General features: G+C 73.4%; 18 protein-coding genes. 8 read left to right on the top strand and 10 right to left on the bottom strand.

Annotation, left to right across the window (positions count from 1 at the left end; genetic code table 11):
• Positions 1 to 24 precede the first annotated feature (24 nt).
• Both ACFWNV_RS04710 and ACFWNV_RS04705 read right to left on the bottom strand, forming a co-directional pair.
• A complete protein-coding gene (locus ACFWNV_RS04710; RefSeq protein WP_383940465.1) occupies positions 25 to 1719 on the bottom strand; it encodes an acetyl/propionyl/methylcrotonyl-CoA carboxylase subunit alpha in 1695 nt (564 codons plus the stop codon).
• A gap of 16 nt (positions 1720 to 1735) precedes the next feature.
• The gene (locus tag ACFWNV_RS04705; protein ID WP_383940462.1) at positions 1736 to 3352 is read right to left on the bottom strand and encodes a carboxyl transferase domain-containing protein; all 1617 of its coding nucleotides are present in this window, start codon (positions 3350 to 3352) and stop codon (positions 1736 to 1738) included.
• 109 nt (positions 3353 to 3461) lie between these two features.
• Here ACFWNV_RS04705 and ACFWNV_RS04700 point away from each other — a divergent pair, with 109 nt between their 5' ends.
• Together ACFWNV_RS04700 and ACFWNV_RS04695 are read left to right on the top strand one after the other, a co-directional pair.
• The gene (locus ACFWNV_RS04700; RefSeq protein ID WP_243337072.1) at positions 3462 to 4040 is read left to right on the top strand and encodes a TetR/AcrR family transcriptional regulator; all 579 of its coding nucleotides are present in this window, start codon (positions 3462 to 3464) and stop codon (positions 4038 to 4040) included.
• A 56-nt stretch (positions 4041 to 4096) separates the two neighbouring features.
• Complete coding sequence (locus ACFWNV_RS04695) at positions 4097 to 4903, top strand: phosphatase (RefSeq protein WP_383940657.1); 807 nt, start codon at positions 4097 to 4099, stop codon at positions 4901 to 4903.
• A 43-nt stretch (positions 4904 to 4946) separates the two neighbouring features.
• On the opposite strand, the gene ACFWNV_RS04690 is transcribed toward ACFWNV_RS04695, so the two are convergent.
• From ACFWNV_RS04690 to ACFWNV_RS04665, 6 genes are all read right to left on the bottom strand, one after another.
• Positions 4947 to 5807, bottom strand: coding sequence for an SDR family NAD(P)-dependent oxidoreductase (locus tag ACFWNV_RS04690; RefSeq protein ID WP_383940654.1), 861 nt, complete (start codon positions 5805 to 5807; stop codon positions 4947 to 4949).
• Between the two features lie 102 nt (positions 5808 to 5909).
• Positions 5910 to 6917: a cation diffusion facilitator family transporter gene (locus ACFWNV_RS04685; protein WP_383940459.1), complete on the bottom strand. Its 1008-nt coding sequence runs from the start codon at positions 6915 to 6917 to the stop codon at positions 5910 to 5912.
• A gap of 27 nt (positions 6918 to 6944) precedes the next feature.
• On the bottom strand, positions 6945 to 7823 hold the full coding sequence (gene tesB, locus ACFWNV_RS04680; protein ID WP_383940456.1) for an acyl-CoA thioesterase II: 879 nt from the start codon (positions 7821 to 7823) through the stop codon (positions 6945 to 6947).
• Between the two features lie 18 nt (positions 7824 to 7841).
• Positions 7842 to 8999: an acyl-CoA dehydrogenase family protein gene (locus tag ACFWNV_RS04675; RefSeq protein WP_383940453.1), complete on the bottom strand. Its 1158-nt coding sequence runs from the start codon at positions 8997 to 8999 to the stop codon at positions 7842 to 7844.
• A 121-nt stretch (positions 9000 to 9120) separates the two neighbouring features.
• Positions 9121 to 10281 (bottom strand): hypothetical protein, encoded by a 1161-nt coding sequence (locus ACFWNV_RS04670; protein WP_383940450.1) that lies wholly within the window; start codon positions 10279 to 10281, stop codon positions 9121 to 9123.
• Between the two features lie 151 nt (positions 10282 to 10432).
• Positions 10433 to 12442 carry a helix-turn-helix domain-containing protein gene (locus ACFWNV_RS04665; RefSeq protein WP_383940447.1) on the bottom strand — a complete coding sequence of 670 codons (2010 nt, stop codon included), beginning with the start codon at positions 12440 to 12442 and terminating at the stop codon, positions 10433 to 10435.
• 115 nt (positions 12443 to 12557) lie between these two features.
• Between ACFWNV_RS04665 and speB the strand changes: the two genes are divergently transcribed.
• The 4 genes from speB (at position 12558) to ACFWNV_RS04645 (ending at position 20121) form a co-directional block, all read left to right on the top strand.
• Complete coding sequence (gene speB, locus ACFWNV_RS04660; RefSeq protein ID WP_327306617.1) at positions 12558 to 13526, top strand: agmatinase; 969 nt, start codon at positions 12558 to 12560, stop codon at positions 13524 to 13526.
• Between the two features lie 49 nt (positions 13527 to 13575).
• Positions 13576 to 15243 (top strand): thiamine pyrophosphate-binding protein, encoded by a 1668-nt coding sequence (locus tag ACFWNV_RS04655; protein ID WP_383940443.1) that lies wholly within the window; start codon positions 13576 to 13578, stop codon positions 15241 to 15243.
• Between the two features lie 194 nt (positions 15244 to 15437).
• A complete protein-coding gene (locus ACFWNV_RS04650; RefSeq protein WP_383940441.1) occupies positions 15438 to 16130 on the top strand; it encodes a hypothetical protein in 693 nt (230 codons plus the stop codon).
• 196 nt (positions 16131 to 16326) lie between these two features.
• The gene (locus ACFWNV_RS04645; protein ID WP_383940438.1) at positions 16327 to 20121 is read left to right on the top strand and encodes an ABC transporter ATP-binding protein; all 3795 of its coding nucleotides are present in this window, start codon (positions 16327 to 16329) and stop codon (positions 20119 to 20121) included.
• Between the two features lie 91 nt (positions 20122 to 20212).
• Here the strand turns inward: ACFWNV_RS04645 and ACFWNV_RS04640 are convergent, their stop codons facing one another.
• Both ACFWNV_RS04640 and ACFWNV_RS04635 read right to left on the bottom strand, forming a co-directional pair.
• On the bottom strand, positions 20213 to 20539 hold the full coding sequence (locus tag ACFWNV_RS04640) for a hypothetical protein (protein WP_383940435.1): 327 nt from the start codon (positions 20537 to 20539) through the stop codon (positions 20213 to 20215).
• 128 nt (positions 20540 to 20667) lie between these two features.
• Positions 20668 to 21222 carry an EF-hand domain-containing protein gene (locus ACFWNV_RS04635; RefSeq protein WP_383940432.1) on the bottom strand — a complete coding sequence of 185 codons (555 nt, stop codon included), beginning with the start codon at positions 21220 to 21222 and terminating at the stop codon, positions 20668 to 20670.
• Between the two features lie 99 nt (positions 21223 to 21321).
• On the opposite strand from ACFWNV_RS04635, the gene ACFWNV_RS04630 reads away from it, so the two are divergent.
• Positions 21322 to 22944 (top strand): aldehyde dehydrogenase family protein, encoded by a 1623-nt coding sequence (locus ACFWNV_RS04630; protein WP_383940429.1) that lies wholly within the window; start codon positions 21322 to 21324, stop codon positions 22942 to 22944.
• A gap of 148 nt (positions 22945 to 23092) precedes the next feature.
• On the top strand, positions 23093 to 23437 hold the full coding sequence (locus tag ACFWNV_RS04625; protein ID WP_383940426.1) for a hypothetical protein: 345 nt from the start codon (positions 23093 to 23095) through the stop codon (positions 23435 to 23437).
• Positions 23438 to 23463 lie beyond the last annotated feature (26 nt).

Genomic DNA, 23463 nt, shown 5'->3' with positions numbered 1-23463 from the left:
CGTTCCGGCGGCACGGCATTCCCTTCATCGTCGTCGACCCCGCGCCTCAAACGCCGGCGGGGCTGGATTTGGCTGGGCTCCGCCGTCGGGTGCGGGATTGGGTCGGGCTCCGCCCTCGGGTGCGGGCTCGTTCGTGGTCAGGAGGAGTTCCGTGGCCGGGCCCGTGCCGGACGGGCGGGTGCGGAGCGTTACCGGGTCCTGGCCCGGGAGGCGGAAGTGGTGGACCGTCCAGGCGGGGGTGCCGCCGAGGCGCCAGCCGGTGGCGGCGTCGAACGGGTCGACCCAGCCCTTCGGCCCGTCCTGCGCGGAGCCGCGGTTCGCCAGCAGCGCGGCCGCCGCGTACACCTCGTCGGGGACCCCGTCGGGGAGGAGCTGGGACAGGTCCCGCTCGACCAGGCCCGTGTCCAGGTCCCCGGACACCACGTCCGGGTGGGCCAGCAGGCGGCGCAGGAAGCCCGTGTTGGTCTGGACGCCCAGGATCACGGTGTCCGCGAGGGCGCCACGCAGTACGCGGAGCGCTGCCGCGCGGTCGGGACCGTAGGCGATGACCTTCGACAGCATCGGGTCGTAGGTGGACCCGGTGTCGACGCCCGCCGCGAGGCCGGAGTCGGTGCGGACGGGGCCGCCGGACGGTTCCGACAGGGCCAGCACCATGCCGCCGGAGGGCAGGAAGCCCCGCGCCGGGTCTTCCGCGCAGACGCGGGCTTCGATGGCGTGCCCGGTCAGCCGGACTTCCGACTGGCCGAAGCCCAGCTCCGCGCCGGCCGCGACCCGGAGCTGCTGCTCCACCAGGTCCAGGCCGGTGATCAGCTCGGTCACCGGGTGCTCCACCTGGAGCCGGGTGTTCATCTCCATGAAGAAGTACGAGGAGGGGTCCCCGCCCGGGACGATGAACTCCACCGTGCCCGCGCCGACGTACCCGCAGGACCGCGCCGCCTCCACCGCCGCCGCGCCCATCGAGGCCCGCAGCTCCGGCGTCAGCAGGACCGAGGGCGCCTCCTCGATCACCTTCTGGTGGCGCCGCTGGAGGGAGCACTCGCGCTCCCCGAGGTGGACCACGTTGCCGTGCGCGTCCGCCAGGACCTGGATCTCGATGTGCCGGGGCCGGTCCACCCAGCGCTCCACGAGCAGGGTGTCGTCGCCGAAGGAGGACTTCGCCTCGCGCCGGGCCGCCGCGATCTCCTCGCCGAGCAGTGCGGAGTCCCGTACCAGCCGCATGCCCTTGCCGCCGCCGCCCGCCGAGGGCTTCAGCAGCACCGGCATGCCGATCTCCTCGGCGGCGGCGACCAGTTCGGCGTCCGACAGCCCGCTGCCCGAGGAGCCGGGGACCACGGGCACGCCCGCGGCCTTGACGGTCTCCTTGGCGCGGATCTTGTCGCCCATCAGGGAGATCGCGGAGGCCGGCGGCCCGATGAAGGCGAGGCCCGCGTCCGCGCACGCCGCCGCGAAGGCCGCGTTCTCGGCGAGGAAGCCGTAGCCCGGGTGGACGGCCTCGGCGCCCGTCCGCCGTGCGGCGTCGAGCAGCCGCTCCACCGACAGGTAGCTCTCGGCGGCCGCCGCCGGGCCGATCCGGACGGCCGTGTCGGCCTCCCGTACGTGCCGGGCGTCCGCGTCCGCGTCGCTGAAGACGGCCACGGAACGGATGCCGAGCTCCCGCAGGGTGCGGATGACACGGACCGCGATCTCGCCCCGGTTCGCGACCAGAACAGTGCTGAACATCAGTGAGGTCCTCACGTCACATGCGGAAGATGCCGAAGCCCGAGTCGCCCAGAGGAGCGTTCGCGCACGCGGTCAGGGCCAGTCCCAGCACCTGCCGGGTCTCCATCGGGTCGATGACCCCGTCGTCCCACAGCCGCGCCGTGGCGTAGTAGGCGTTGCCCTGTTCCTCGTACTGCGCCCGGACCGGGGCCTTGAAGGCCTCCTCGTCCTCGGCCGGCCACTCCTGGCCCGCGCCCTCGATCTGGTCGCGCTTGACCGTCGCCAGGACCGAAGCCGCCTGCTCGCCGCCCATCACGGAGATCTTGGCGTTGGGCCACATCCACAGGAAGCGGGGGCTGTACGCCCGCCCGCACATCGAGTAGTTGCCCGCGCCGTACGAGCCGCCGACCACCACCGTGAGCTTGGGGACCCGGGTGCAGGCCACGGCCGTGACCATCTTGGCGCCGTGCTTGGCGATGCCGCCCGCCTCGTAGTCCCGGCCGACCATGAAGCCGGAGATGTTCTGGAGGAAGAGCAGCGGGATGCCGCGCTGGTCGCACAGCTCGATGAAGTGCGCGCCCTTCTGGGCGGATTCGGAGAACAGGATGCCGTTGTTGGCGACGATCCCGACCGGGTGGCCGTGGATCCGGGCGAAGCCGGTGACCAGGGTCTGCCCGAACTCCGACTTGAACTCCTGGAAGCGGGAGCCGTCCACGATCCGGGCGATGATCTCGCGGGCGTCGTAGGGGGTCCGGGAGTCGACGGGGACCGCGCCGTACAGCCCGTACGGGTCCACCTTGGGCTCCTCGGGAGCCTCGACCGACCAGGGCAGGGCCCCGCGCTCGGGCAGGGTCGCCACGATGTTCCGTACGATCCGCAGCGCGTGGGCGTCGTCCTCCGCGAGGTGGTCGGTGACCCCGGAGACCCGGGAGTGGACCTCGCCGCCGCCCAGCTCCTCGGCCGTGACCACCTCGCCGGTGGCGGCCTTCACCAGCGGCGGGCCGCCGAGGAAGATCGTGCCCTGGCCGCGGACGATGACGGCCTCGTCGCTCATCGCCGGGACGTACGCGCCGCCCGCCGTGCAGGAGCCGAGGACGGCGGCGATCTGCGGGATGCCGGCCCCCGACATGCGGGCCTGGTTGTAGAAGATGCGGCCGAAGTGGTCCCGGTCGGGGAAGACCTCGTCCTGCATGGGGAGGAAGGCGCCGCCCGAGTCGACCAGGTAGAGGCAGGGGAGACGGTTCTCCAGGGCCACTTCCTGGGCGCGCAGGTGCTTCTTCACGGTCATCGGGTAGTACGTGCCGCCCTTGACGGTGGCGTCGTTCGCGACGATGACGCACTCGCGGCCGCTGACCCGGCCGATGCCGGCGATCACCCCGGCGGCCGGGGCCGCGCCCCCGTACATGCCCTCGGCGGCCAGCGGGGCCAGCTCCAGGAAGGGGGATCCGGGGTCGAGGAGGGCGTCCACGCGGTCGCGCGGCAGCAGCTTCCCGCGGGCGGTGTGGCGGGCGCGGGCCTTCTCGCCGCCGCCGAGCCGGGCCGCCTCCAGCCGGGCCCGCAGGCCCTCGGAGAGCTCGCGGTGGGCGGCCTCGTTGGCCCGCCAGGCATCGGACGCCGGGTCGGCGGCGCTCGTCAGCACTGGTGCCTGCTGCATCGGTCGAGCTCCCTTGCTCGGTGCGCTCTGCTTCACTCGGTTAATGAGCGTTAACGCATGTGGGACTTAGGTTAACGACCGCTAACGGCCCTGTCTAGAATGGATTCCCATGAGCACCAGAGCGGCCGCCCCGACCCGGCGTGAGCAGATCCTCGGCGAGGCTGCGCGCCTCTTCGCCGAGCGCGGTTTCCACGGCGTGGGCGTGGACGAGATAGGGGCCGCGGTGGGCATCAGCGGCCCCGGCCTGTACCGGCATTTCGCGGGCAAGGACGCGATGCTCGCCGAGCTGCTCGTCGGCATCAGCGAACGGCTGCTCACGGGCGGCCGCCGCCGGGTGGAGGAGGCCGCCGGTGACCCGTCCGGAGTACTGGCCTCCCTCATCGACGGCCACATCGACTTCGCGCTCGACGACCGGGCGCTGATCACCCTCCACGACCGGGAGCTGGACCGGCTGCGCGAGGCCGACCGCAAGCTCGTACGGCAGCTCCAGCGCAAGTACGTCGAGCTGTGGGTCGACGTCGTACGGGAGCTGCACCCCGAGGTGGGCGAGGCGGAGGTACGCGTCTCCGTGCACGCGGTCTTCGGCCTGCTCAACTCCACCCCGCACCTCGCGGCGCTCGGCCGGGACGCGACGGAGTCCCTGCTGCGGCGGCTCGCGAACGGTGCCTTCGGGGCGCTGTCGGGATGACCGGACGCGTCCGCAGGTCGGGATGGACGGGACGGCTCCGGGTGCTCGGCGGCAGAATGGGCCGCATGCCGAAGCCGATAGAGACGCCTGTGCCCAGCCGAGCCGAACTCATCGACCACCTGGTCCGGACGCGGATCGCGGGGGACGTCGCCACACCGCGCGACAACAACCTCTCCCACTACCGCAAGCTCGCCAACGGCGACCGGCACTACTGGCTGGGCCTGGAGCTGGGCGACCGCTGGACGGACGAGCAGGACGTGCTCGCGGTGATGGCCGAGCGCTGCGGAGTCGTGGACGACCCCGCGCACCGCGTCGGCCAGGACACCATCGACCCCGAACTCACCGTGGCCGCCCTGGACCGGATGGCCGCGCGGCTGCGCAAGGCCGCCCTGGACCGGCAGAGCGTGCTGCTGGCGACGGGGCACCCGGGCGGGCTGCTGGACGTGCACCGGGCCACGGCCGACGCGCTGCGCGCCGCGGGCTGCGAGATCGTGGTGATCCCGCCGGGGCTGGTCGCCGACGAGGGCTCGGTGTGGCAGTTCGCGGACGTCGCGGTCCTGGAGCGGGGCGCGACGCTGTGGCACACGCACTCCCCGGAGCCGATGGCGGCGATCCTGGACGCGCTGGCGGCCCACGGCCGCCCCCAGCCCGACCTGGTCCTCGCCGACCACGGCTGGGCGGGCTGCGCGGCGCAGCGGGGGCTGGACGCGGTGGGCTACGCCGACTGCAACGACCCGGCGCTGTTCCTGGCCGAGGCCGAAGGCACCCTCCAGGTGGCGGTCCCGCTGGACGACCACGTCCGCGACCCCCGCTTCTACGACCCGATGGTCGCCTACCTGCTGGCGGCGGCGGGCCTGCTGTAGCCCGGCCGGGGCGCGGCGTCGCGCCCCGGCGGCCGGCCCCGGCTCAGCGGACCCAGCTGCCCGTGAGGGTCTGGACGGCCGAGCCGTCGAGGTCGGCGAGCTTCGGCGCGACGAACTCGGCGGCCCACCGCGAGGTCTGGACGCGGAACGGCGGCCGTTCGGCGGTCAGCGCGGCGATGATCGGCGCCGCGGCCTCCTCGGAGGTCTGGGCGCCGGAGTAGGACTGCGTGGTGCGCTCGATGTAGGCCTTCAGTGCGGGGGCGTACGGGCCCGCCTCGGCGAGCATGGCCGGCACGTCGAGCCCCAGGCTGGTGACGAACTCGCTGGCCACGGCGCCCGGTTCCACGACGGTGACCGCGACGCCGACGGTGGCGGCGACGGGTGCGAGCGATTCCATGAAGCCCTCGACGGCGAACTTGGCGGCGCAGTAGAACTCGTTGAAGGGCTGGCCGACCACCCCGCCGACGCTGGTGACCGTGATGACGCGGCCGCCGCTCGCGCGCAGGTGGGGGAGGGCGGCGCGGGTGAGCTCGACGACACCGAAGTAGTTGACCTCCATGGCGGAGCGCACCGGCTCCATGCCCTGTTGCTCGATGGTGCCCACGGAGCCCGCTCCGGCGTTGTTCACCACCGCGTCGAGGCGGCCGTGCTCGGCCACGACCTCGGCCACGCAGTCGGTGACGGACGCGGCGTCGGTGACGTCGAGGCGCTTCACCTGGACGAGGCCGCCGACGCCGGCCTCCTCGGCGGCCTCGAGCAGGGCGTCGGCGCGGCCGGTGTCGCGCATGGTGGCCACGGTGTGCCAGCCGGCCCCGGCGGCCGCGACGGCGGCGGCGAGCCCGATGCCGGAGGAGGTGCCGGTGATGAGGACGGTCTTGCGGGTGAGGGGCGTCCCGGTGGTCATCTCGGGGGTCATTTCGGGGGTCATCTCGCTGGGCATGAGGGTCTCCAGGGTGCGGTGGACGACACGCCACCCACCTTCTCAGCCGCGGTCAGGTCGCGCGCGTCACGGACTCGGGGCAGCCGGGGCCGGGGCAGCCCGGGTCGGGGTCGGGTCCAGGTAGACACGGCGGATGGCCGGGAAGCGTTCACGGAGCTGCTCCTCGGCGATCTCGCAGGACGCCTCCACCTGCGCCGCGGACGCCAGGTCGTGGAAGTCGATCTTCGCGGCGATCAGCACCTCCGACGGCCCCTGCACCAGCGTGGTCAGCTCCAGCACGCCCTCGATGTGCGGTACGGACAGCAGCTCCTCGCGCACCTGTGCCCGCATCGCCTCCGGCAGCGGCCGTCCGATCAGGTACTGCGCGTTCGAGCGCCCCAGCTCCCACGCCACCCACACCAGCAGTAGCCCGATCAGCAGCGAGGCCACCCCGTCGTACACGCCCGACCCGGTCAGCTGCGCCCCGAGCAGGCCGCCCGCCGCCAGCGCGAGGCCGATCAGGGCGGCCACGTTCTCCAGGAGGACGGCCTTCACCGCCGTGTCCGGGGTGTGCTTCACGTACAGCCCCAGGGGGGCCTGCATCCGGGTCGCCTCGCCCTTGACCTGCCGCCAGGCGACGAGCAGGGAGTAGCCCTCCAGGACGGCGGCGACGGCCAGGATGATGTAGGAGAGGGTCGGATTGCCGGGGTCCTCGCCGTGGACCAGGGTGTGGATGCCGTCGTAGACGGCGAACACAGCGCCGCCGACGAAGGTGGCGATGGAGGCGAGGAGCGCCCAGATGTACCGCTCCGGCCCGTACCCCAGGGGGTGCGCCTCGTCCGCCGGCTTCGCGCTCCGCTTCAGCGCGGCCAGGAGCATCACCTCGGTCACCGTGTCGGCCACCGAGTGCGCCGCCTCGGAGAGCATCGCGCTCGATCCGCTGACGATCCCGCCGAACGCCTTGGCGGCGGCGATGCCGAGGTTCGTGACCACGGCGACGACGACCGTGCCGACGCTCTCGTCCTCGGACGGGCCCTCGCCCCGGCCGTCGGTTCCGCTTCCGCTTCCGTTCACCATCGCATCGCTGCTGGACATGGTGTGACGTTACGTCGGACGGTCGTACTACGCGCGCGGGACGCGCACCACGCCCTCCTGGATGACCGTGACGGCGAGCCTGCCGTCCTGGGTCCAGATCCTGGCCTGGCCCAGGCCCCGGCCGCCGGCGGCCGAGGGGGACTCCTGGTCGTACAGCAGCCATTCGTCGGCGCGGAACGGCCGGTGGAACCACATGGCGTGGTCGAGCGAGGCGCCGACCACGTCGCCGACCGCCCAGCCGCCCTTCCCGTGCGCGAGCAGCACCGAGTCGAGCAGGGTCATGTCGGAGACGTAGGTGGCCAGGCAGGTGTGCAGGAGCGCGTCGTCGCTCTCCAGCTTCCCGGCGGTGCGGAACCACACCTGCGAGCGCGGTTCGACCGGTTCGCCGACGCTGCCCCAGGGCGGGACCGTCGCGTACCGCAGGTCCACGGCTCCGCGCGCCTCGACGAGCCGTTCCACCGTGCCCGGGTCGCGGAAGACCTCCCGGTAGAGCGGGAGGGACTCGGCGGCCGTCGGGAGTGTCTCCGGATCGGGGGCGTCGGGCATCGCGGCCTGGTGGTCGAGGCCCTCCTCGTACGTCTGGAAGGACGCGGAGAGGTGGAAGATCGGCTGGCCGTGCTGGACGGCGACGACGCGGCGCGTGGTGAAGGAGCGGCCGTCGCGGATCCGGTCCACCGAGTACACGATGGGCGCGCCCGGGTCCCCGGCGCGCAGGAAGTACGAGTGGAGCGAGTGCGCGGTGCGGTCCTCGGGCACGGTGCGGCCGGCCGCGACCAGGGCCTGGGCCGCGACCTGGCCGCCGAAGACCCGCGGTACCAGCGCGGAACGACTGGTACCGCGGAAGATGTTCTCCTCGATCTGCTCCAGGTCGAGCAGGTCGAGGAGCGTCGTCAGTGCCTCGTTCATGGGGGAAGGCTAGATGCCTTACAGACCCATCGACTTGGCGATGATGGACTTCATGACCTCGCTGGTGCCGCCGTAGATGCGGTTCACGCGGTTGTCGGCGTACAGGCGGGCGATCGGGTACTCGTTCATGTAGCCGTAGCCGCCGTGCAGCTGGAGGCACTTGTCGATGACGCGGTGCGCGACCTCGGTGCAGAACAGCTTCGCGGAAGCGGCCTCGGCGGCGGTGAGCTCACCGGCGTCCAGGGCCTCCAGCGCGCGGTCGGCGACGGCCTCGGCCGCGTCCACCTCGGCCTGGCAGGCGGCCAGTTCGAACTTGGTGTTCTGGAAGTGCGCGACCGGCTTGCCGAAGACGGTGCGGTCCGTCACGTACTGCTGGGCGAACCGGACGGCGGCCTTGGACTGCGCGTACGCGCCGAAGGCGATGCCCCAGCGCTCGGACGGCAGGTTGGCGCCGAGGTAGTAGAAGCCCTTGTTCTCCTCGCCGAGCAGGTCCTCGACCGGGACCTTCACGTCGACGAACGCCAGCTCGGCGGTGTCGGAGGTGCGCAGGCCGAGCTTGTCGAGCTTGCGGCCGATGGAGTAGCCCTCGGACTTGGTGTCCACGGCGAAGAGGGAGATGCCGAAGCGGCGGTCGTCCTCGCTGGGGGCGGAGGTGCGGGCGCAGACGATCACGCGGTCGGCGTGCACGCCGCCCGTGATGAAGGTCTTGGAGCCGTTGAGGACGTAGTGCGTGCCGTCCTCGGAGAGCTTGGCGCTGGTCTTCATGCCCGCGACGTCGGAGCCGGTGCCCGGCTCGGTCATCGCCAGGGCCCACATCTCCTCGCCGGAGACGAACTTCGGCAGGAAGCGCTTCTTCTGCTCGATGTCGGCCAGCATCTTGATGTAGGGGAGGGCGAGCAGCACGTGCACGCCGGAGCCGCCGAAGTTGACGCCCGCGCGGGAGGTCTCCTCGTAGAGGACGGCCTCGAACTTGTGGGTGTCCAGGCCCGCGCCGCCGAACTCCTCGGGGACGTTGATCCCAAAGATGCCCAGCTCGCCGAGCTTGTAGTAGAACTCGCGCGGGGCCTGGCCGGCCGCGAACCATTCGTCGTAGACCGGGACGACCTCGGCCTCGATGAAGGCGCGGATGGTCTCGCGGAACGCCTCGTGGTCCTCGTTGAACACCGTACGGCGCACGGCCGACTCCCTTCGTCGCGGCAGTCAGCCGCCCAATCTAAGCGCTTGCTCAGATTAAGTTACCGGCGAGTTGGTCGCGCTGTCCAGAGTGAGGTCCGGCACGTCGGCAAGACACCCCGCCCTAGGGACGTACGTAGGCCTGCCGGGAGGCGCAGGTCCAGATCACCGGCTGGGGCCGGTTCTGCGCGTCCAGGGCGGTCCCGCCGACCCGGTCGTCATCGCTCGCGGCGAACGCGACGCTGTAGCCGGCCGGGGTGAGCCCGGGGAGGACGCGCACGGGGCCGTTCCCGGCCAGGTACTGGGCCTGCGCGGCCGGGCGGTCCGCCGGGAGCGGCGGGTCGACGGGGAACGAGGCCAGCCCGACCGCGACCCCGGTGCGGGGGCTGGTGCCGTCGAGGGTGCTCGTGCGGGCGCCGGTGACCATGGCCGGGCGGGAGGCAGGGCTGCCGGGGGTGTTCCAGACGACGGACTCCTCGTGGTGGTCCGGTCCCGCCCCCGTCCAGGTGTAGCCGACGATCCGGCCGCGCTCGTCGATCCCGCTCGCCCTGAACGGCTCGTTCGACCCGGCGCCCGGCGCCAGCACCGAGGCGGCTGCGCTGCGGTCCGCGGGCCAGTACAGGGAGGGTTCGGAGCCGTCCGGCGTGCCGGGGGAGGGCTCGCTCGCGCCGCTGCCGACGACCTCTCCCGCGTTGTTGATGCCGGAGAGCTGGTGGAGCCGGTACCCGGCGGGCGGCTCCAGCTCGCGCAGCAGCCGGCCGCCGCGCCACTCCATGCCGACGGTCCGGTTCCGTACGGGATCCCACACATCGCCGACGACGACCCCGTGGTCGTTGACGCCGCGCGGCGCGCCCCCGCCGGGCAGGACGGTGACGGCACGGTCGCCGGGCCGGTAGCTGAAGGCGATGCTCCCCCCGGGCGTGTTCGCGTAGCCGACCATGAGGCCGTGGCGGTTGACGTCCGTCACCCTGCCGGACCCCGAACCGGCCGGCAGGGGCAGGCGGTGCACGCGGGTCCCGATCCAGTAGACCGGCTCCAGCTGGGACATGCCGACGGCCAGCTGGGGCATCCCCTCCGCGAGGGCGTTGACCTGGGTCCGGCGGACCCACGGGCTCGGGTGCGGATCCTCCGAGACGACGGGCAGCCGCTCCAGGACCCGGAGCGACGGGGTGCAGCGTGCGGCGGCTCCCGGCCGGGCCGCCGGCGCGGGAGCGGCGGCCAGCGTGAGTGCGGCGAGGACGCCCCCCGCGGCCGCGAGGGCGCTGTGTGTCGTTCTCGGTCCCATGGATCCCCCCGGATCTACCTGAAATGCGGGCGTACGGAGCATGCGGAGCGTTCGGAGCATGCGGAGCGTTCTGAGCGTTCGGGCGGAGACATCCTCACCCGGGGGGACGGGGATGAACAGTCATGATCCGGACATTGCGCGCGTGCTGGTTTCAGTGCTGCTGCGGGCCTTGCTCCGCGGGTTCGGCCGCGGCCCCGCGCAGGGCGAACCACAGCTCCATCCTTACGTCCGGGTCGTCCACGTCCCGTGCCAGGAGGGCGGCGGCCCGGGCGACGCGCTGGCGGACGGTGTTGCGGTGGACACCCAGGGCCGCCGCGCTGCGGTCCCAGCTGCCGTGGTGGGCCAGCCAGCCGCGCAGGGTGTCGCGCAGCACGGGGGAGAGGGGACCGAGCAGGGCCTCCGCGTGGGCGCGGGCCTCGGCCGCGCCGACCAGGCCGGCGAAGCCGGGCTCCGTGTGGCGGGCCAGCGGGCTGCGGGCCGCCTCGGCGCGCTCCAGGGCCCGCCCGGCCTGCGCATCGGCCCGGGGCAGGCCCCCGGCCGGGGCCGGGGCGCTGACCCCGAGCCGCCACCCGGGCTGCGGGCCCGGCTCGCGTTCGGTGAGCAGCCGTACGAAGGCCCCGTGCGCGGAGTCCGGGGGCGGGGCGTGCTCGGCCGCGGGGTCCCCGTGCGGGTCCAGCAGTACGGTGCCCAGCGCGGCCGCCAGGCCCCGCGGGTCCCCGGCGCCGCGGGCGTGTACGGCGTACCAGGGCCCGGGGCCCAGCGCCCCGGCCGGATCCCCGCCGAGCAGCAGCCGGGTGAGGGCGGCCTCCGACCCGGCCGGGCGGTGCGCGGTGAGCAGCGTCAGCAGGACGGCCGCCACCGAGGCGATGGTGTGGTCCCCGGGCGCCCGGGAGGGTGTGGCGAGGGCGAGGACCCGGCCGCCGCCGAGGGCGTGGACGCTGAGGCGGAGCCCGCCCGACTCGCCGGTGGCGGTGGCCGCGGAGCCGGATACGACCCGCCGGGCCAGCGCGCCGAGCGCGTCGAGCACCTCGGGGGCGGGCGCCGTTCCGGCGGAGGCGCCGGGGGTGGCGAGGGCGGTCGGGCCGACCGGGCCGGAAAGTCCTGCCGGCCCCGCCTTTCCCGGCGGTCCGGAACGTCCCGCCGGTCCAGCGGGCAACCGCCCGGGTTCCGCCCCGGCGGCACCCGCCCTGATGCCCTGCTCCTGGCGGGCGTCCGGGCCCTCCGGTGCGGTGGGCGCGGGCCCGGCCCCCGTCCCGGTGGATCCGGGGTGAACGGTGCTCGCCCTGGTGGGCGCGGGCCCGGCCCCCGTCCCGGTGGATCCGGGGTGAACGGTGCTCGCCCTGGCGGGCGCGGGCCCGGACCCCGTCCCGGTGCGGCCGGCCCGCAGGGTGCCTGCCCCTGCGCGGGGTGCGGGTCGAACGGTGTTCGCCCCGGCGGTGGGCGCCGGCTCGGATCCCGCTCCTGCGGGTCCTGCCCCCGCGGGCCCCGGAGTGGTGGCCGCCGGGGCGTCCGGCCGGGCGGCGGGGAGGAGCCCCGCCCAGCCGCCCAGGGTCGCCGCCAGGCGGCGCAGCACGGCCGGTACCGGGTCCGGGCGGGCGGCGGCCGCCGCCAGGGACTGCTGGGCCTCGGTCACCCGGCGCAGCTCGGCCGTCCGGGCCTGCTCCATCAGCCGCCAGACGCTCCGGCCGACCGCCGTGAACGGGGTCCCGGGCGGCACCTCGACCAGGGGCAGCCCGTACCGGTCGCAGGCCTCGACCAGGGCCCTCGGCACCGTCTCGTGCACCGGGGTCACCCCGAAGCCGACGGCTCCGACCCCGGCCCGGACCAGCCGCACGACGTACTGCTCGGCGTCGATCGGGCCGCCCGCCGCGTGCCCGGCATCCGCCGGATCGACGTCCGCCGGACCGGCATCCGCCGTACGGATGTCCGCCGCCGCGAGGCCCGCTCCCGCCCCCGCGAGCCCCGGCCCCGCCCCCGCGAGCCCCGCGCCCGCCGTCAGGAGGAGTTCGCCGCCCAGCAGGTACGGGGACGGGTCCGCCATCTCGGAGGCGTGCACCCCGTGCAGTTCGGCCTCGGCGGGCCCGGCGAGCCGGTGCAGCCCCAGCTCGTGGTCGGCGAGCAGCCGGCCGAGCGCGACCGGCGGGGTGGGCGGGGCTTCCATGGATACTCCGTACACATCGGTGGGGCCGGATGGATGAAACGTACACTTCGCCCGTCCGGGGTGTCCGTTTACGCTCGAAGGACCGCACCGCACACACCTCCCCGGAAGGCCCCTCATGAGCACGCAGCCGCGCGGCCCCGTCGACTCCTCCCGCATCCCGCGCTACGCGGGCCCGGCGACCTTCGCCCGGCTGCCCCGCCTCGACGAGGTCGGTGGCAAGGCCGACGTGGCCGTCGTCGGCGTGCCCTTCGACTCCGGGGTCTCGTACCGCCCCGGCGCCCGCTTCGGCGGCAACGCCATCCGCGAGGCCTCCCGCCTGCTGCGCCCGTACAACCCGGCGCAGGACGCCTCCCCGTTCGCGCTCGCCCAGGTCGCCGACGCCGGCGACATCGCGGCGAACCCGTTCAACATCAACGAGGCCGTCGACACCATCGAGGCCGCCGCCGACGAGCTGATCGGCAACGGCTCCCGCCTGATGACCCTCGGCGGCGACCACACCATCGCCCTGCCCCTGCTCCGCTCGGTCGCGAAGAAGCACGGCCCGGTCGCGCTGCTCCACTTCGACGCCCACCTGGACACCTGGGACACCTACTTCGGCGCCGAGTACACGCACGGCACCCCGTTCCGCCGCGCCGTCGAGGAGGGCATCCTCGACACCGAGGCCCTGTCCCACGTGGGCACGCGCGGCCCGCTGTACGGCAAGCAGGACCTGGACGACGACGCCAAGATGGGCTTCGGCATCGTCACCTCGGCCGACGTCTACCGGCGCGGCGCCGACGAGGTCGCGGACCAGCTCCGCCAGCGCATCGGCGACCGTCCGCTGTACATCTCCATCGACATCGACGTGCTCGACCCCGCGCACGCGCCCGGTACGGGCACCCCGGAGGCGGGCGGCATGACCTCCCGCGAACTGCTGGAGATCATCCGCGGACTTTCCTCCTGCAACCTGGTCTCGGCGGACGTCGTCGAGGTCGCCCCGGCGTACGATCACGCGGAGATCACCTCCGTCGCGGCCTCGCACACCGCGTACGAACTGACCACGATCATGAGCCGCCAGATCTCCGCGGCACGCGGCGCCAAGTAGGCGCGGCGCGCGGGCGGGGGCGGCGAACCCGAAGGGCGAGCAAGCGCACGTGACGCACGACCACGACCTGGTACTCCGTCCCACCGAAGCACAGAAGGCGGCCGCGCTCGCGCCACCGCCGGGGCGTACGGGCGGGGACCTGGTCGTGGAGACGCTGCGCTCGCTCGGGGCGACCACCGTCTTCGGCCTGCCCGGCCAGCACGCGCTGGGCCTGTTCGACGCGGTCGGCCGCTCGGACCTGCGCCTCGTGGGCCTGCGTACGGAGAACAACGCCGGGTTCGCCGCCGACGCGTACGGCCGGATGACCGGCGAGGCGGCCCCGCTCCTGCTGTCCACGGGGCCGGGCGCGCTCATGGCGCTCCCCGCCCTGGCCGAGGCGGCGGCGGCGTCCGCGCCCGTCCTGGCGATCTCCTCGCAGGTCCCGACCCCGGGCCTGGGCGGCGGCCGGCGCGGCCACCTGCACGAGCTGCGCGACCAGTCGGCCTCCTTCCGGGACGTGGTCAAGTCCGTGCACACGGCCCGGACCCCCTCCCAGATCCCGTCGGTGATCGCCGAGGCCTGGGAATCGGCGCTGACCGCCCCGCACGGGCCGGTGTGGGTGGAGATCCCGGAGGACGTGGTGCGCGCGGAAACCGTGATCCCGCAGGTCACGGGCATGGACGCGACCCCGCACGAACTGGCCCCGCGCCCCGAGCTGACCGCGCTGGCCGCGCACTGGCTGGAGAACGCCGAGCGTCCGGTGATCATCGCGGGCGGCGGGGTGATCCGCTCGGACGCGGCGGGCAAGCTGAAGCAGCTCGCGGAACGCCTGAACGCCCCCGTCGTCACCACCTTCGGCGGCAAGGGGGCCTTCCCCTGGACCCACCCGCTCTCCCTCCAGTCCTGGCTGGAGGACCGTCACATGACGGACTTCCTGGAGGACGCCGACGTCCTGCTGGTGGTCGGCTCGGGCCTGGGCGAACTGTCCTCGAACTACCACACGTTCTTCCCGGAGGGCCGGGTCGTCCAGATCGAGGCGGACCTCGGCAAGCTGGAGTCCAACCACGCGGGCCTCGGCATCCACGCGGACGCCCGCCTCGCCCTGCAGGCACTCCTCGAAACGGTCGACGAGCGCCCCGACCCGCAGGCCCCCGAGCGCGTCCGCCTGCTCCTCGCCGACATCGCGGCCCGGCTGGCCTCCCAGGACCTGACGCTGGAGCAGCAGCTCCTGACCTCGATCCGCCAGGCCCTCCCGCCCCGCTCCCCGTCCTTCTGGGACATGACGATCCTGTCCTACTGGGCCTGGTCGGCCTTCGACGCCAAGCACCCCAACACCATGCACTCGGCGCAGGGCGCGGGCGGCCTCGGCTACGCCTTCCCGGCGGCCCTCGGCGCGGCCGTGGCCGAGCCGGGCACCCCGGTGCTCGCGGTCTCCGGCGACGGCGGCGCCATGTACTCGATCGCCGACCTGGCCACCGCCCGCCAGCACGGCCTGGACGTCACCTGGCTGATCGTGGACGACGGCGGCTACGGCATCCTGCGCGAGTATGGCTGCGAGACGGGTACGGCCCTGACCCGCCCCGACTTCGTGGCCCTGGCGGCCGCCTTCGACGTCCCGGCGACCGCGACCACCCCGGAATCCCTCCGCGAGGACCTGGCGAAGGCCCTGAAGACTCCGGGCCCTTCGCTGGTGCTGCTTCCGGCAGAGCTGAAGATGTTCGCCCCCACCCACGTCTGAGGCCCCGACCCACGTCCGGGGTTCGCGCGGACCGGGGTTAGGTTGGGCGTCGAACCTCTTCACCGGAACGCCGGCTTCACCAAGGACAGAAGGACGACGTTGACCTACCTGATGACCCGCCGCGTCACCGAAGCCCTCGGCCGTGCGAGTACGACGCCGGCGCAGCTCCCCGTGGTGAAGCCGGGGGCCGGCCGGTGACCGCCGTACCGGCCGCGGCCAAGCGGTCCGTGCTCGCCCTCGTCTGCGTGGTGGCGGCGGCCGGGTGTTCCGCCGCGAAGGAGTCCGAGCCCCCCGCCGCCCACCCCTGCACGATCGCCGATCCGTCGAAGGAACGGGACCTCCTGCGGGAGATCACCAAATCCGCCGGCTTCGACACCCGGATCAACACCACCACCGCGCACATGGTGGACATGCTCAAGGCGGACCTGCGGACCGTGGTGAACGTCGGTGCGACCTCGCCGTGGCTGATGTGCGGGTACGTCCCCGAGCAGGGGAAGGACGCCGGCCGCGTGCAGTTGCAGGTCCGCTGGCAGCCGGTGGACCCCCGGGAGCGCATCCCGGAGGGCAGCCTGCCCTTCGAGGCGAACGGGGCGACCGGCATGACGGACGACACCACGACGCTGCTGCGCGTGCGCTGCGACCTGCCGGGCGACCTCAGCAGCCCGGCCGACATGCCCCTGCTGTCGGTGGAGGGCTCCTTCGGGATCCGTGCCCCCCGGGCGAACATGACCCAGGCGGACCGGGACCGGCAGACCACGTTCACCTATCTCATGGCCCGGCGCGTCACCCAGGCCCTCGGCTGCACGAACAAGCCGCTGGAGCGGCCGCCCGCGGTGAAGGTGCTGCCGCTGCCCTCGCCCTCCCCCTCGCCGTCCCGCAAGTCCTGACCCCGGCGCGGGCGGGTACCGGCCCGCCCGCGCACGGGAGTACGAGTCGCACCCCCCGTGGGACCCGTACGCCCCCGTAGGCCCAGCACCGCGCGCGGAAGCCGCGCAACCCAGTTCGAATTGTTGCGGCGGGATGAAATCCGCCGGTCGGAGCGTTGGCGCTTGCGGCAGGGCAGGACGAACGGGGAGGCAGTACGTGGCTACGGCGACGGCGGAAACGGCGGCTGGAAGCACGCAGGGGTGGGGCAGGCGGCTCGCCGCCTACACCTGGCGGTACAAGACCAATGTGCTGCTGGCCCTCGGGTCCTCGCTCGGCGGCATGGCCGTCATGGCGCTCGTACCGCTCGTCACCAAGGTGATCCTCGACGACGTCATAGGCGACCAGAGCAAGCCCATGACGCCCTGGGCCCTGATGCTCATAGGCGCCGCCGTCCTCGTGTACGTGCTGACCTACATCCGCAGGTACTACGGCGGCCGGCTCGCCCTCGACGTGCAGCACGACCTGCGCACCGACATGTACGCCACCATCGCCCGGCTCGACGGCCGGCGCCAGGACGAGCTGTCCACCGGGCAGGTCGTGGGGCGGGCCACCACCGACCTCCAGCTGATCCAAGGGCTGCTCTTCATGCTGCCCATGACCATCGGCAACTTCCTGCTCTTCGGGATATCCCTCGGCATCATGCTGTGGCTCTCGCCGCTGCTGACCGTGGTCGCGCTGCTCATGGCCCCCGCCCTCTGGTTCATCGCCAAGCGCAGCCGCAAGAAGCTCTTCCCCGCCACCTGGTACGCCCAGAGCCAGGCCGCCGCCGTCGCCGGCGTCGTCGACGGGGCCGTCACCGGCGTCCGCGTCGTCAAGGGCTTCGGCCAGGAGGAGCAGGAGACCGGCAAGCTCCGCGAGGCCGGCCGCCGGCTGTTCGCCGGGCGGATGCGCGGGATCCGGCTGAACTCCCGCTACACCCCCGCCCTGCAGGCCGTACCCGCCCTCGGCCAGGTCGCCATGCTGGCCCTCGGCGGCTGGATGGCCACCAAGGGGCAGGTCACCCTCGGCACCTTCGTCGCCTTCTCCACCTACCTCGCCCAGCTCGTCGGCCCCGTCCGGATGCTCGCCATGGTGCTCACCGTCGGCCAGCAGGCCCGCGCCGGCGTGGAGCGCGTCTTCGAGCTCATCGACACCGAGCCGGTGATCCAGGAGGGCACGAAGGAACTCCCCGCGGACGCGCCCGCCACCGTCGAGTTCGACGACGTGCGGTTCGGGTACGACCCCGGGCGGCCCGTGCTCGACGGGTTCGCCCTGTCGATCGCCGAGGGGGAGACCGTCGCCCTCGTCGGGTCCTCGGGCAGCGGGAAGTCCACCGTGTCGCTGCTGCTGCCGCGCTTCTACGACGCCGACCGCGGCGCCGTCCGCGTCGGCGGCCACGACGTGCGCGAGCTGACCTACGACTCCCTGCGCGACGCCATCGGGCTCGTGCCCGAGGACTCCTTCCTCTTCTCCGACACCATCCGCGCCAACATCGCCTACGGCCACCCCGCCGCCACCGAGGACCAGATCCGGTCCGCCGCCCGCGCCGCCCAGGCCGAAGGGTTCATCGAGGCGCTCCCCGCCGGGTACGACACCACGGTCGGCGAGCAGGGCCTGACCCTCTCCGGCGGCCAGCGCCAGCGCATCGCGCTCGCCCGCGCCATCCTCACCGACCCCCGCCTGCTGCTCCTCGACGACGCCACCTCCGCCGTCGACGCCCGCGTCGAGCACGAGATCCACGAGGCGCTGCGCGCCGTCATGGCCGGCCGCACCACCCTGCTCATCGCCCACCGCCGCTCCACGCTCGCCCTCGCCGACCGGATCGCCGTACTGGACCGCGGGCGGCTCTCCGACGTCGGTACGCACGAGGAGCTGGAGCGCCGCTCCGCCCTGTACCGGCGGCTGCTCACCGACCCGGACGCGCTGGGCGCCGGCTCCCCGCGGACGCCCGAGGCGCCTCCCATGGAGGAGTTCGAGCGCGACATCGAGCGGGACATCGAGTTCGAGGCCGAGATCGACTCCGAGCCGGTCAACGCCAAGCGCCGGGTGGCCGGCGGGATCACCCCCGAGCTCTGGCAGCGTCAGGAGGAGGAGGACGAGAGGACCACCGCCCCCGCGGGGATGTCCGCCACCCCCGAGCTGCTCGCGCAGGTGGCCGCGCTGCCGCCCGCCGACGACACCCCCGACGTGGACGAGACCCGCGCCGCGTCCGCCGAGGACAGCTACAACCTGGGCCGCCTGCTGCGCGGCTTCTGGGCCCCGCTCGCGATATCCCTCGGCCTCGTCGCCCTCGACGCCGGCTCCGGACTGCTCCTGCCGATCCTGATCCGGCACGGCATCGACCAGGGCGTCGAAGCCGCCGCCCTCGGCGCGGTCTGGGCGGCTTCCCTCCTCGCGCTCGGCGTGGTCCTGGCCCAGTGGGCTGCGCAGTTCGCCGAGACCCGGATGACCGGCCGCACCGGCGAACGCGTGCTCTACGCCCTGCGCGTCAAGATCTTCGCCCAGCTCCAGCGCCTCGGCCTCGACTACTACGAGCGCGAGCTGACCGGCAAGATCATGACCCGGATGACCACCGACGTGGACGCCCTGTCCAGCTTCCTGCAGACCGGGCTCGTCACCGCCGTCGTCTCCGTCCTCACCTTCTTCGGCATCCTGGTCGCCCTGCTCGTCCTGGACGTGGAGCTGGCGCTGATCGTCTTCGCCACGCTGCCCCTGCTGATCATCGGCACCGTCTTCTTCCGCCGGAGGTCCGTGGCCGCCTACGAGCTCGCCCGCGACCGGGTCGGACTGGTCAACGCCGACCTCCAGGAGTCGGTGGCCGGACTGCGCATCGTGCAGGCCTTCCGCCGCCAGCGCGCCGGCGCCGTCCGGTTCGCCGAGCGCAGCGACTCGTACCGCGAGGCCCGGGTCCGCGGCCAGTGGCTGATCTCCGTCTACTTCCCCTTCGTCCAGCTGCTGTCCTCCGGGGCGGCCGCCGCCGTGCTGATCGTCGGCGCGGGCCGGGTGGAGGCGGGCACGCTCACCACGGGCGCGCTGGTCGCCTACCTGCTCTACATCGACCTGTTCTTCGCCCCGGTCCAGCAGCTCTCCCAGGTCTTCGACGGCTACCAGCAGGCCACCGTCTCCCTCGGCCGGATCCAGGGCCTGCTGCGCGAACCCACCAGCACCCCCCGCCCCGCCGACCCCCGCCCGGTCCCCGAGCTGCGCGGCGAGATCGCCTTCGAAGCGGTCGACTTCTCGTACGGCACGGCCGAGGAGCGCGGGGCGAAGGAACCGGCGCTCACCGGGATCAGCCTGCGCATCCCCGCCGGGCAGACCGTCGCCTTCGTCGGCGAGACCGGAGCCGGCAAGTCCACGCTGGTCAAGATGGTGGCCCGGTTCTACGATCCGACCTCCGGCCGGGTCACCGCCGACGGGGTGGACCTGCGCGAGCTGGACCTGACCGGCTACCGCCACCGCCTCGGCGTCGTCCCCCAGGAGCCGTACCTCTTCCCGGGGACGGTCCGCGACGCCATCGCCTACGGGCGGCCCGGGGCGAGCGACTCCGAGGTGGAGGCCGCCGCGCACGCGGTCGGCGCCCACGCCATGATCGCCACCCTGGACGGCGGCTACCTGCACACCGTCACCGAGCGCGGCCGCAACCTCTCGGCCGGCCAGCGCCAGCTGATCGCGCTGGCCCGCGCCGAGCTCGTCGACCCCGACGTCCTGCTCCTCGACGAGGCCACCGCCGCCCTGGACCTGGCCACCGAGGCCCTGGTCAACCAGGCCACCGACCGGCTCGCGGGCAAGCGCACCACCCTGGTCGTGGCGCACCGGCTGACCACCGCCGCGCGCGCCGACCGGGTCGTGGTCATGGACCGCGGCCGGGTCGCGGAGGACGGCACCCACGCCGAACTGCTGGCGCGCGGCGGCCGGTACGCCGAGCTGTGGCGCACCTTCGCGGGCGAGGAGGAGCCGGCCGCCGCGGCGTAGCACCGGCGGAGCAGCACGCAGACCGGCGCCCCGGAACATCCGGGGCGCCGGTTTTCGTGTGCCGTGTGCCATGTGGCGTGCAGGGCGGGCCCTACTCCCTCGGGTGGGGGTGGAACGGCCACACCTCTTCGACCGCCCCGCCGGGAGGACCGCAGGGGGCGGCGAAGCACTGCCATTGCGGATGCTCGGGAGCACGGAAGACGGGGCTCTCGGGCCCGCTGTCCCTGCCGATCAGGGAGTCGGGGCCGGTGTGGAGCAGGAGGGTGGAGTCGCTGCCGGTGTCGCCGTCCGCCCTGACCGCGTGCGAGGTCGCGGGGGTGGCGGCGAGCGCGGTCGCCGGCGCGAGCACGCCGCCCGCGACGATGGCCGCCGAGGCGGCGAACAGGACGAGTCGCGGCTTCCTGGAGGCGTGGTTCATGACGGTTCTCCTCTGGTGGGCGAGGCGGATGGGGTCCCTCCCAGTACGCCCCGCCACCCGTGCGGTGTCACGGCCCGACATCCCGTGGCTTGACAGGAGCCGGCTCCCCGGCCGTGCCGCGACAGGCCCTAGAGCTCGCCGAAGAGCAGGTTCCCGGGGGCGTCCTCCTCCGTGCCGGTGTAGTACTCCCGTACCGCGGCGAGGAGTTCGTCCACGGACAGGAACCCGTCGTGGTCCGCGTCGATCCGGGTGAACAGCGCGTCCGTGTCCTCGCGGTTCAGCTCGGTGTCGAAGGCGAGCTGGGCCGCGTGGAACTCCTCCGGGCTGATCCGCCCGTCGCCGTCGGTGTCGACGATCGTGAGGATCGCCTGCACCATCGGGCGGAAGGAGCGGTCGTAGGCGGGCCCGCCCTGCGCGTACAGGCGGGTCATGCCCGTCTTGTACTCCTCGGTCGTGACCTTGCCGTCCCGGTCCACGTCCAGCTCGGTGAACAGGTCCTGCCAGAAGTCGACCAGCCCGCCCATCACCGCGGTCCCCTTGGGGGAGGTCGCCGGCTCGCTGAGGGCCGACAGCAGGCGGGAACCGAGGTCGATGATGTCCTTCTCGTCGATCACCTGGTCCGCGTTGGAGTCCAGGTGGGCGAAGGCACGGTCCAGCTTGCGGTCGAGCAGGTCGTTCGTCATTTCAAGTGCCTTTCACGGCTACGGTGCGGGGTTGCGCGTTCACCTAGCGTAATCTCCTGCGTGATCACGAACTCCCGTTATCCCGCTAGGAAGTTGTGGATGCACTCTTACGAGGTATGGGTCAACGGCGTCGAGGAGCAGGGCACCCGGTGGGTCTACTGGCCACGGGTGGGTCAACTCCTGCGCGAGCCCTTCGCGGTGCTCGGGCTCAAGGCCCGGCTGGAGCGCGGCGAGGACCTGCCGTACGACGACCGGCTGCTGGCCGGCCGCGTCGCGATGTCCGCCCCCGAGCAGGGCCTGCGGGCCCTGGCCGCCGCCCGCGCCGCCCAGCCGGGCTGGGCGGCCGTCCCGCTCGCGGACCGGATGGAGCTGCTGCACGGCATCCACCGGGCCGTCGTCGGGCGGCGCGAGGAGCTGACCGGGCTGCTGGTCGCCGAGGGCCACCCCGTACGGCTGGCCGCCTGGGAGCTGGACTCCGTCACCGCCTCCTTCCACCCCGACTCCGTCGCCGACTTCGCCGCGCGGCTGCGGGAACCCGAGCGCACCTCCGCCGGCCGGCGCACCCGCATGGTCCGCAAGCCGGACGGGGTGGTGTGCCTGAGCCCGCCGCGCAACGCCCCGACCTCCAACTCCTTCTACGGGGCGATGGCGCTGGCCGCGGGCAACAGCCTGGTCGTCAACGCCCCGCCCACCGCGCCGCTGGGCGTCAGCTTCGTCTACCGGGAGATCGTGGCCCCCCTCCTGGAGCGGCTCGGCGCCCCGCCCGGCACCCTGAACGTGCTCTGCACGCACGCCCGCGCCGTGGTGCGCCAGTGGCTGGACAGCCCCGACTGCGACGACCTCGTCTTCTTCGGCGGTTCCGAGCAGGGCCTCAAGCTGGAGCGGGAGTGCGTGGCCGCGGGAAAGAAGCCCGTACTCGAACTGTCCGGCAACGACGGGGTGCTGGTGTGGCGCGACGCCGAGGCCGACCTCGCCGCGCGGGCCCTGTGCGAGCGGTACTACGGCTCCGGGCAGATCTGCATGACCCCGAAGTTCGCCATCGTCCACCCGGAGGTGGCCGACCGGCTGCTGAAGGAGCTGATGGAGCAGGTGCGGGAGATCCGGCCCGGGCCGCCGGAGGATCCGCGCACGGTACTGAGCCCGGTGGTCAAGCGGGCGGAGTTCACCGAGTTCCTCGGCGAGGTGCTGGCGGCCGGCGGGGAGCTGCTGTGCGGCGGGGAGTTCGTCGACGTGGACGACGAGCCCTCGGCGGCCGGACCCTTCATCCGCCCCGCCGTCGTCCGGGTGGACGGGCTGGCCACGGCCGCCCGGCTGCACGCCTTCCGCGAGGAGACCTTCTTCCCGCTGCTGTGCGTGGTCGTGCCCGAGGAGCCCTTCCGGCTGGAGGAGGCCATCGGCTTCCTCAACGCCAACCGCTACGGCCTGCGTAACTCCCTGTGGGCCCAGGACGAGCAGGTCGTCGGGCGGTTCTGCGAGGAGGTGGTCAACGGCGGCATGCTGAAGGTCAACGACTCGCACATCGGCTGCCTGCCCTCGGTCCCGTACAACGGCGGCACGGGAGCCACGGGCGGGATCTTCGGCGAGGCCAACCTGCCCGCCGTGCGCACCACCCACCTCCAGTCGATCGCCGTCGCCACCCTGGTCCGGCCGCGGGAGGCGGTCTTCGACCACGCGGCGGCGTGCGGGAGGGGCCCGGAGGGTTCGGCGGGTCGCACGGGCTGAGTTCTTGTTCCGAGCAACCATTCGGGGTGGTCCGGCGTCGTACGAACGTACGCACGTTGTACGTACGACGGATGGGGACAGGGTGTTGAAGGCGCGAAACCCGCGGAACCCGCGGAGGCGGTGGGCCGCCTGTGCCGGGGTGGCCACCATGACGCTGTGGCTGGCCGCGGCCGGACTGCTGGCCGCGCAGCCGGCCGAGGCGGCGACCGGCGGGTGCGCCGGGAGTCTGGTGCGGACCCTGCCGTTCTCCACGGGGGAGGTGCGCGTCTACAAGACCCGCGACCGGGTCTGCGCGGTGGCGGTCGCCCGGGAGCCCGGTCAGCGGCGGGCGATGTCGGTGAGCATCCAGCCGCGCGGCGGCTTCCCGGTGCGCGATGCGGGGCAGTTCACCCGTTATGCCGGGCCCGTCGTCGCGCATGCGATCAATCGCTGCGTGTATGTAAAGGGGAGCGTGGGCGCCGGATCCGTCGATTCCGGCTGGATCCTTTGCTGATGGAGCGGCCCAACTAGGTCTGTTCA

This window comes from Streptomyces sp. NPDC058401 (assembly GCF_042722885.1).
Classification (GTDB): domain Bacteria; phylum Actinomycetota; class Actinomycetes; order Streptomycetales; family Streptomycetaceae; genus Streptomyces.
Note: the sequence above shows the minus strand (reverse complement) of the source record. Positions and strands in the feature narration are given on the sequence as shown.

What these genes read in the sequence shown, in the direction of transcription:
- ACFWNV_RS04710 (WP_383940465.1), bottom strand. Translation starts at nt 1,719, where the DNA reads ATGTTCAGCACTGTTCTGGTCGCGAACCGGGGCGAGATCGCGGTCCGT.
- ACFWNV_RS04705 (WP_383940462.1), bottom strand. Translation starts at nt 3,352, where the DNA reads ATGCAGCAGGCACCAGTGCTGACGAGCGCCGCCGACCCGGCGTCCGAT.
- ACFWNV_RS04700 (WP_243337072.1), top strand. Translation starts at nt 3,462, where the DNA reads ATGAGCACCAGAGCGGCCGCCCCGACCCGGCGTGAGCAGATCCTCGGC.
- ACFWNV_RS04695 (WP_383940657.1), top strand. Translation starts at nt 4,097, where the DNA reads ATGGGCCGCATGCCGAAGCCGATAGAGACGCCTGTGCCCAGCCGAGCC.
- ACFWNV_RS04690 (WP_383940654.1), bottom strand. Translation starts at nt 5,807, where the DNA reads ATGACCACCGGGACGCCCCTCACCCGCAAGACCGTCCTCATCACCGGC.
- ACFWNV_RS04685 (WP_383940459.1), bottom strand. Translation starts at nt 6,917, where the DNA reads ATGTCCAGCAGCGATGCGATGGTGAACGGAAGCGGAAGCGGAACCGAC.
- tesB (WP_383940456.1), bottom strand. Translation starts at nt 7,823, where the DNA reads ATGAACGAGGCACTGACGACGCTCCTCGACCTGCTCGACCTGGAGCAG.
- ACFWNV_RS04670 (WP_383940450.1), bottom strand. Translation starts at nt 10,281, where the DNA reads ATGGGACCGAGAACGACACACAGCGCCCTCGCGGCCGCGGGGGGCGTC.
- ACFWNV_RS04665 (WP_383940447.1), bottom strand. Translation starts at nt 12,442, where the DNA reads ATGGAAGCCCCGCCCACCCCGCCGGTCGCGCTCGGCCGGCTGCTCGCC.
- speB (WP_327306617.1), top strand. Translation starts at nt 12,558, where the DNA reads ATGAGCACGCAGCCGCGCGGCCCCGTCGACTCCTCCCGCATCCCGCGC.
- ACFWNV_RS04640 (WP_383940435.1), bottom strand. Translation starts at nt 20,539, where the DNA reads ATGAACCACGCCTCCAGGAAGCCGCGACTCGTCCTGTTCGCCGCCTCG.
- ACFWNV_RS04635 (WP_383940432.1), bottom strand. Translation starts at nt 21,222, where the DNA reads ATGACGAACGACCTGCTCGACCGCAAGCTGGACCGTGCCTTCGCCCAC.
- ACFWNV_RS04630 (WP_383940429.1), top strand. Translation starts at nt 21,322, where the DNA reads ATGCACTCTTACGAGGTATGGGTCAACGGCGTCGAGGAGCAGGGCACC.
- ACFWNV_RS04625 (WP_383940426.1), top strand. Translation starts at nt 23,093, where the DNA reads ATGACGCTGTGGCTGGCCGCGGCCGGACTGCTGGCCGCGCAGCCGGCC.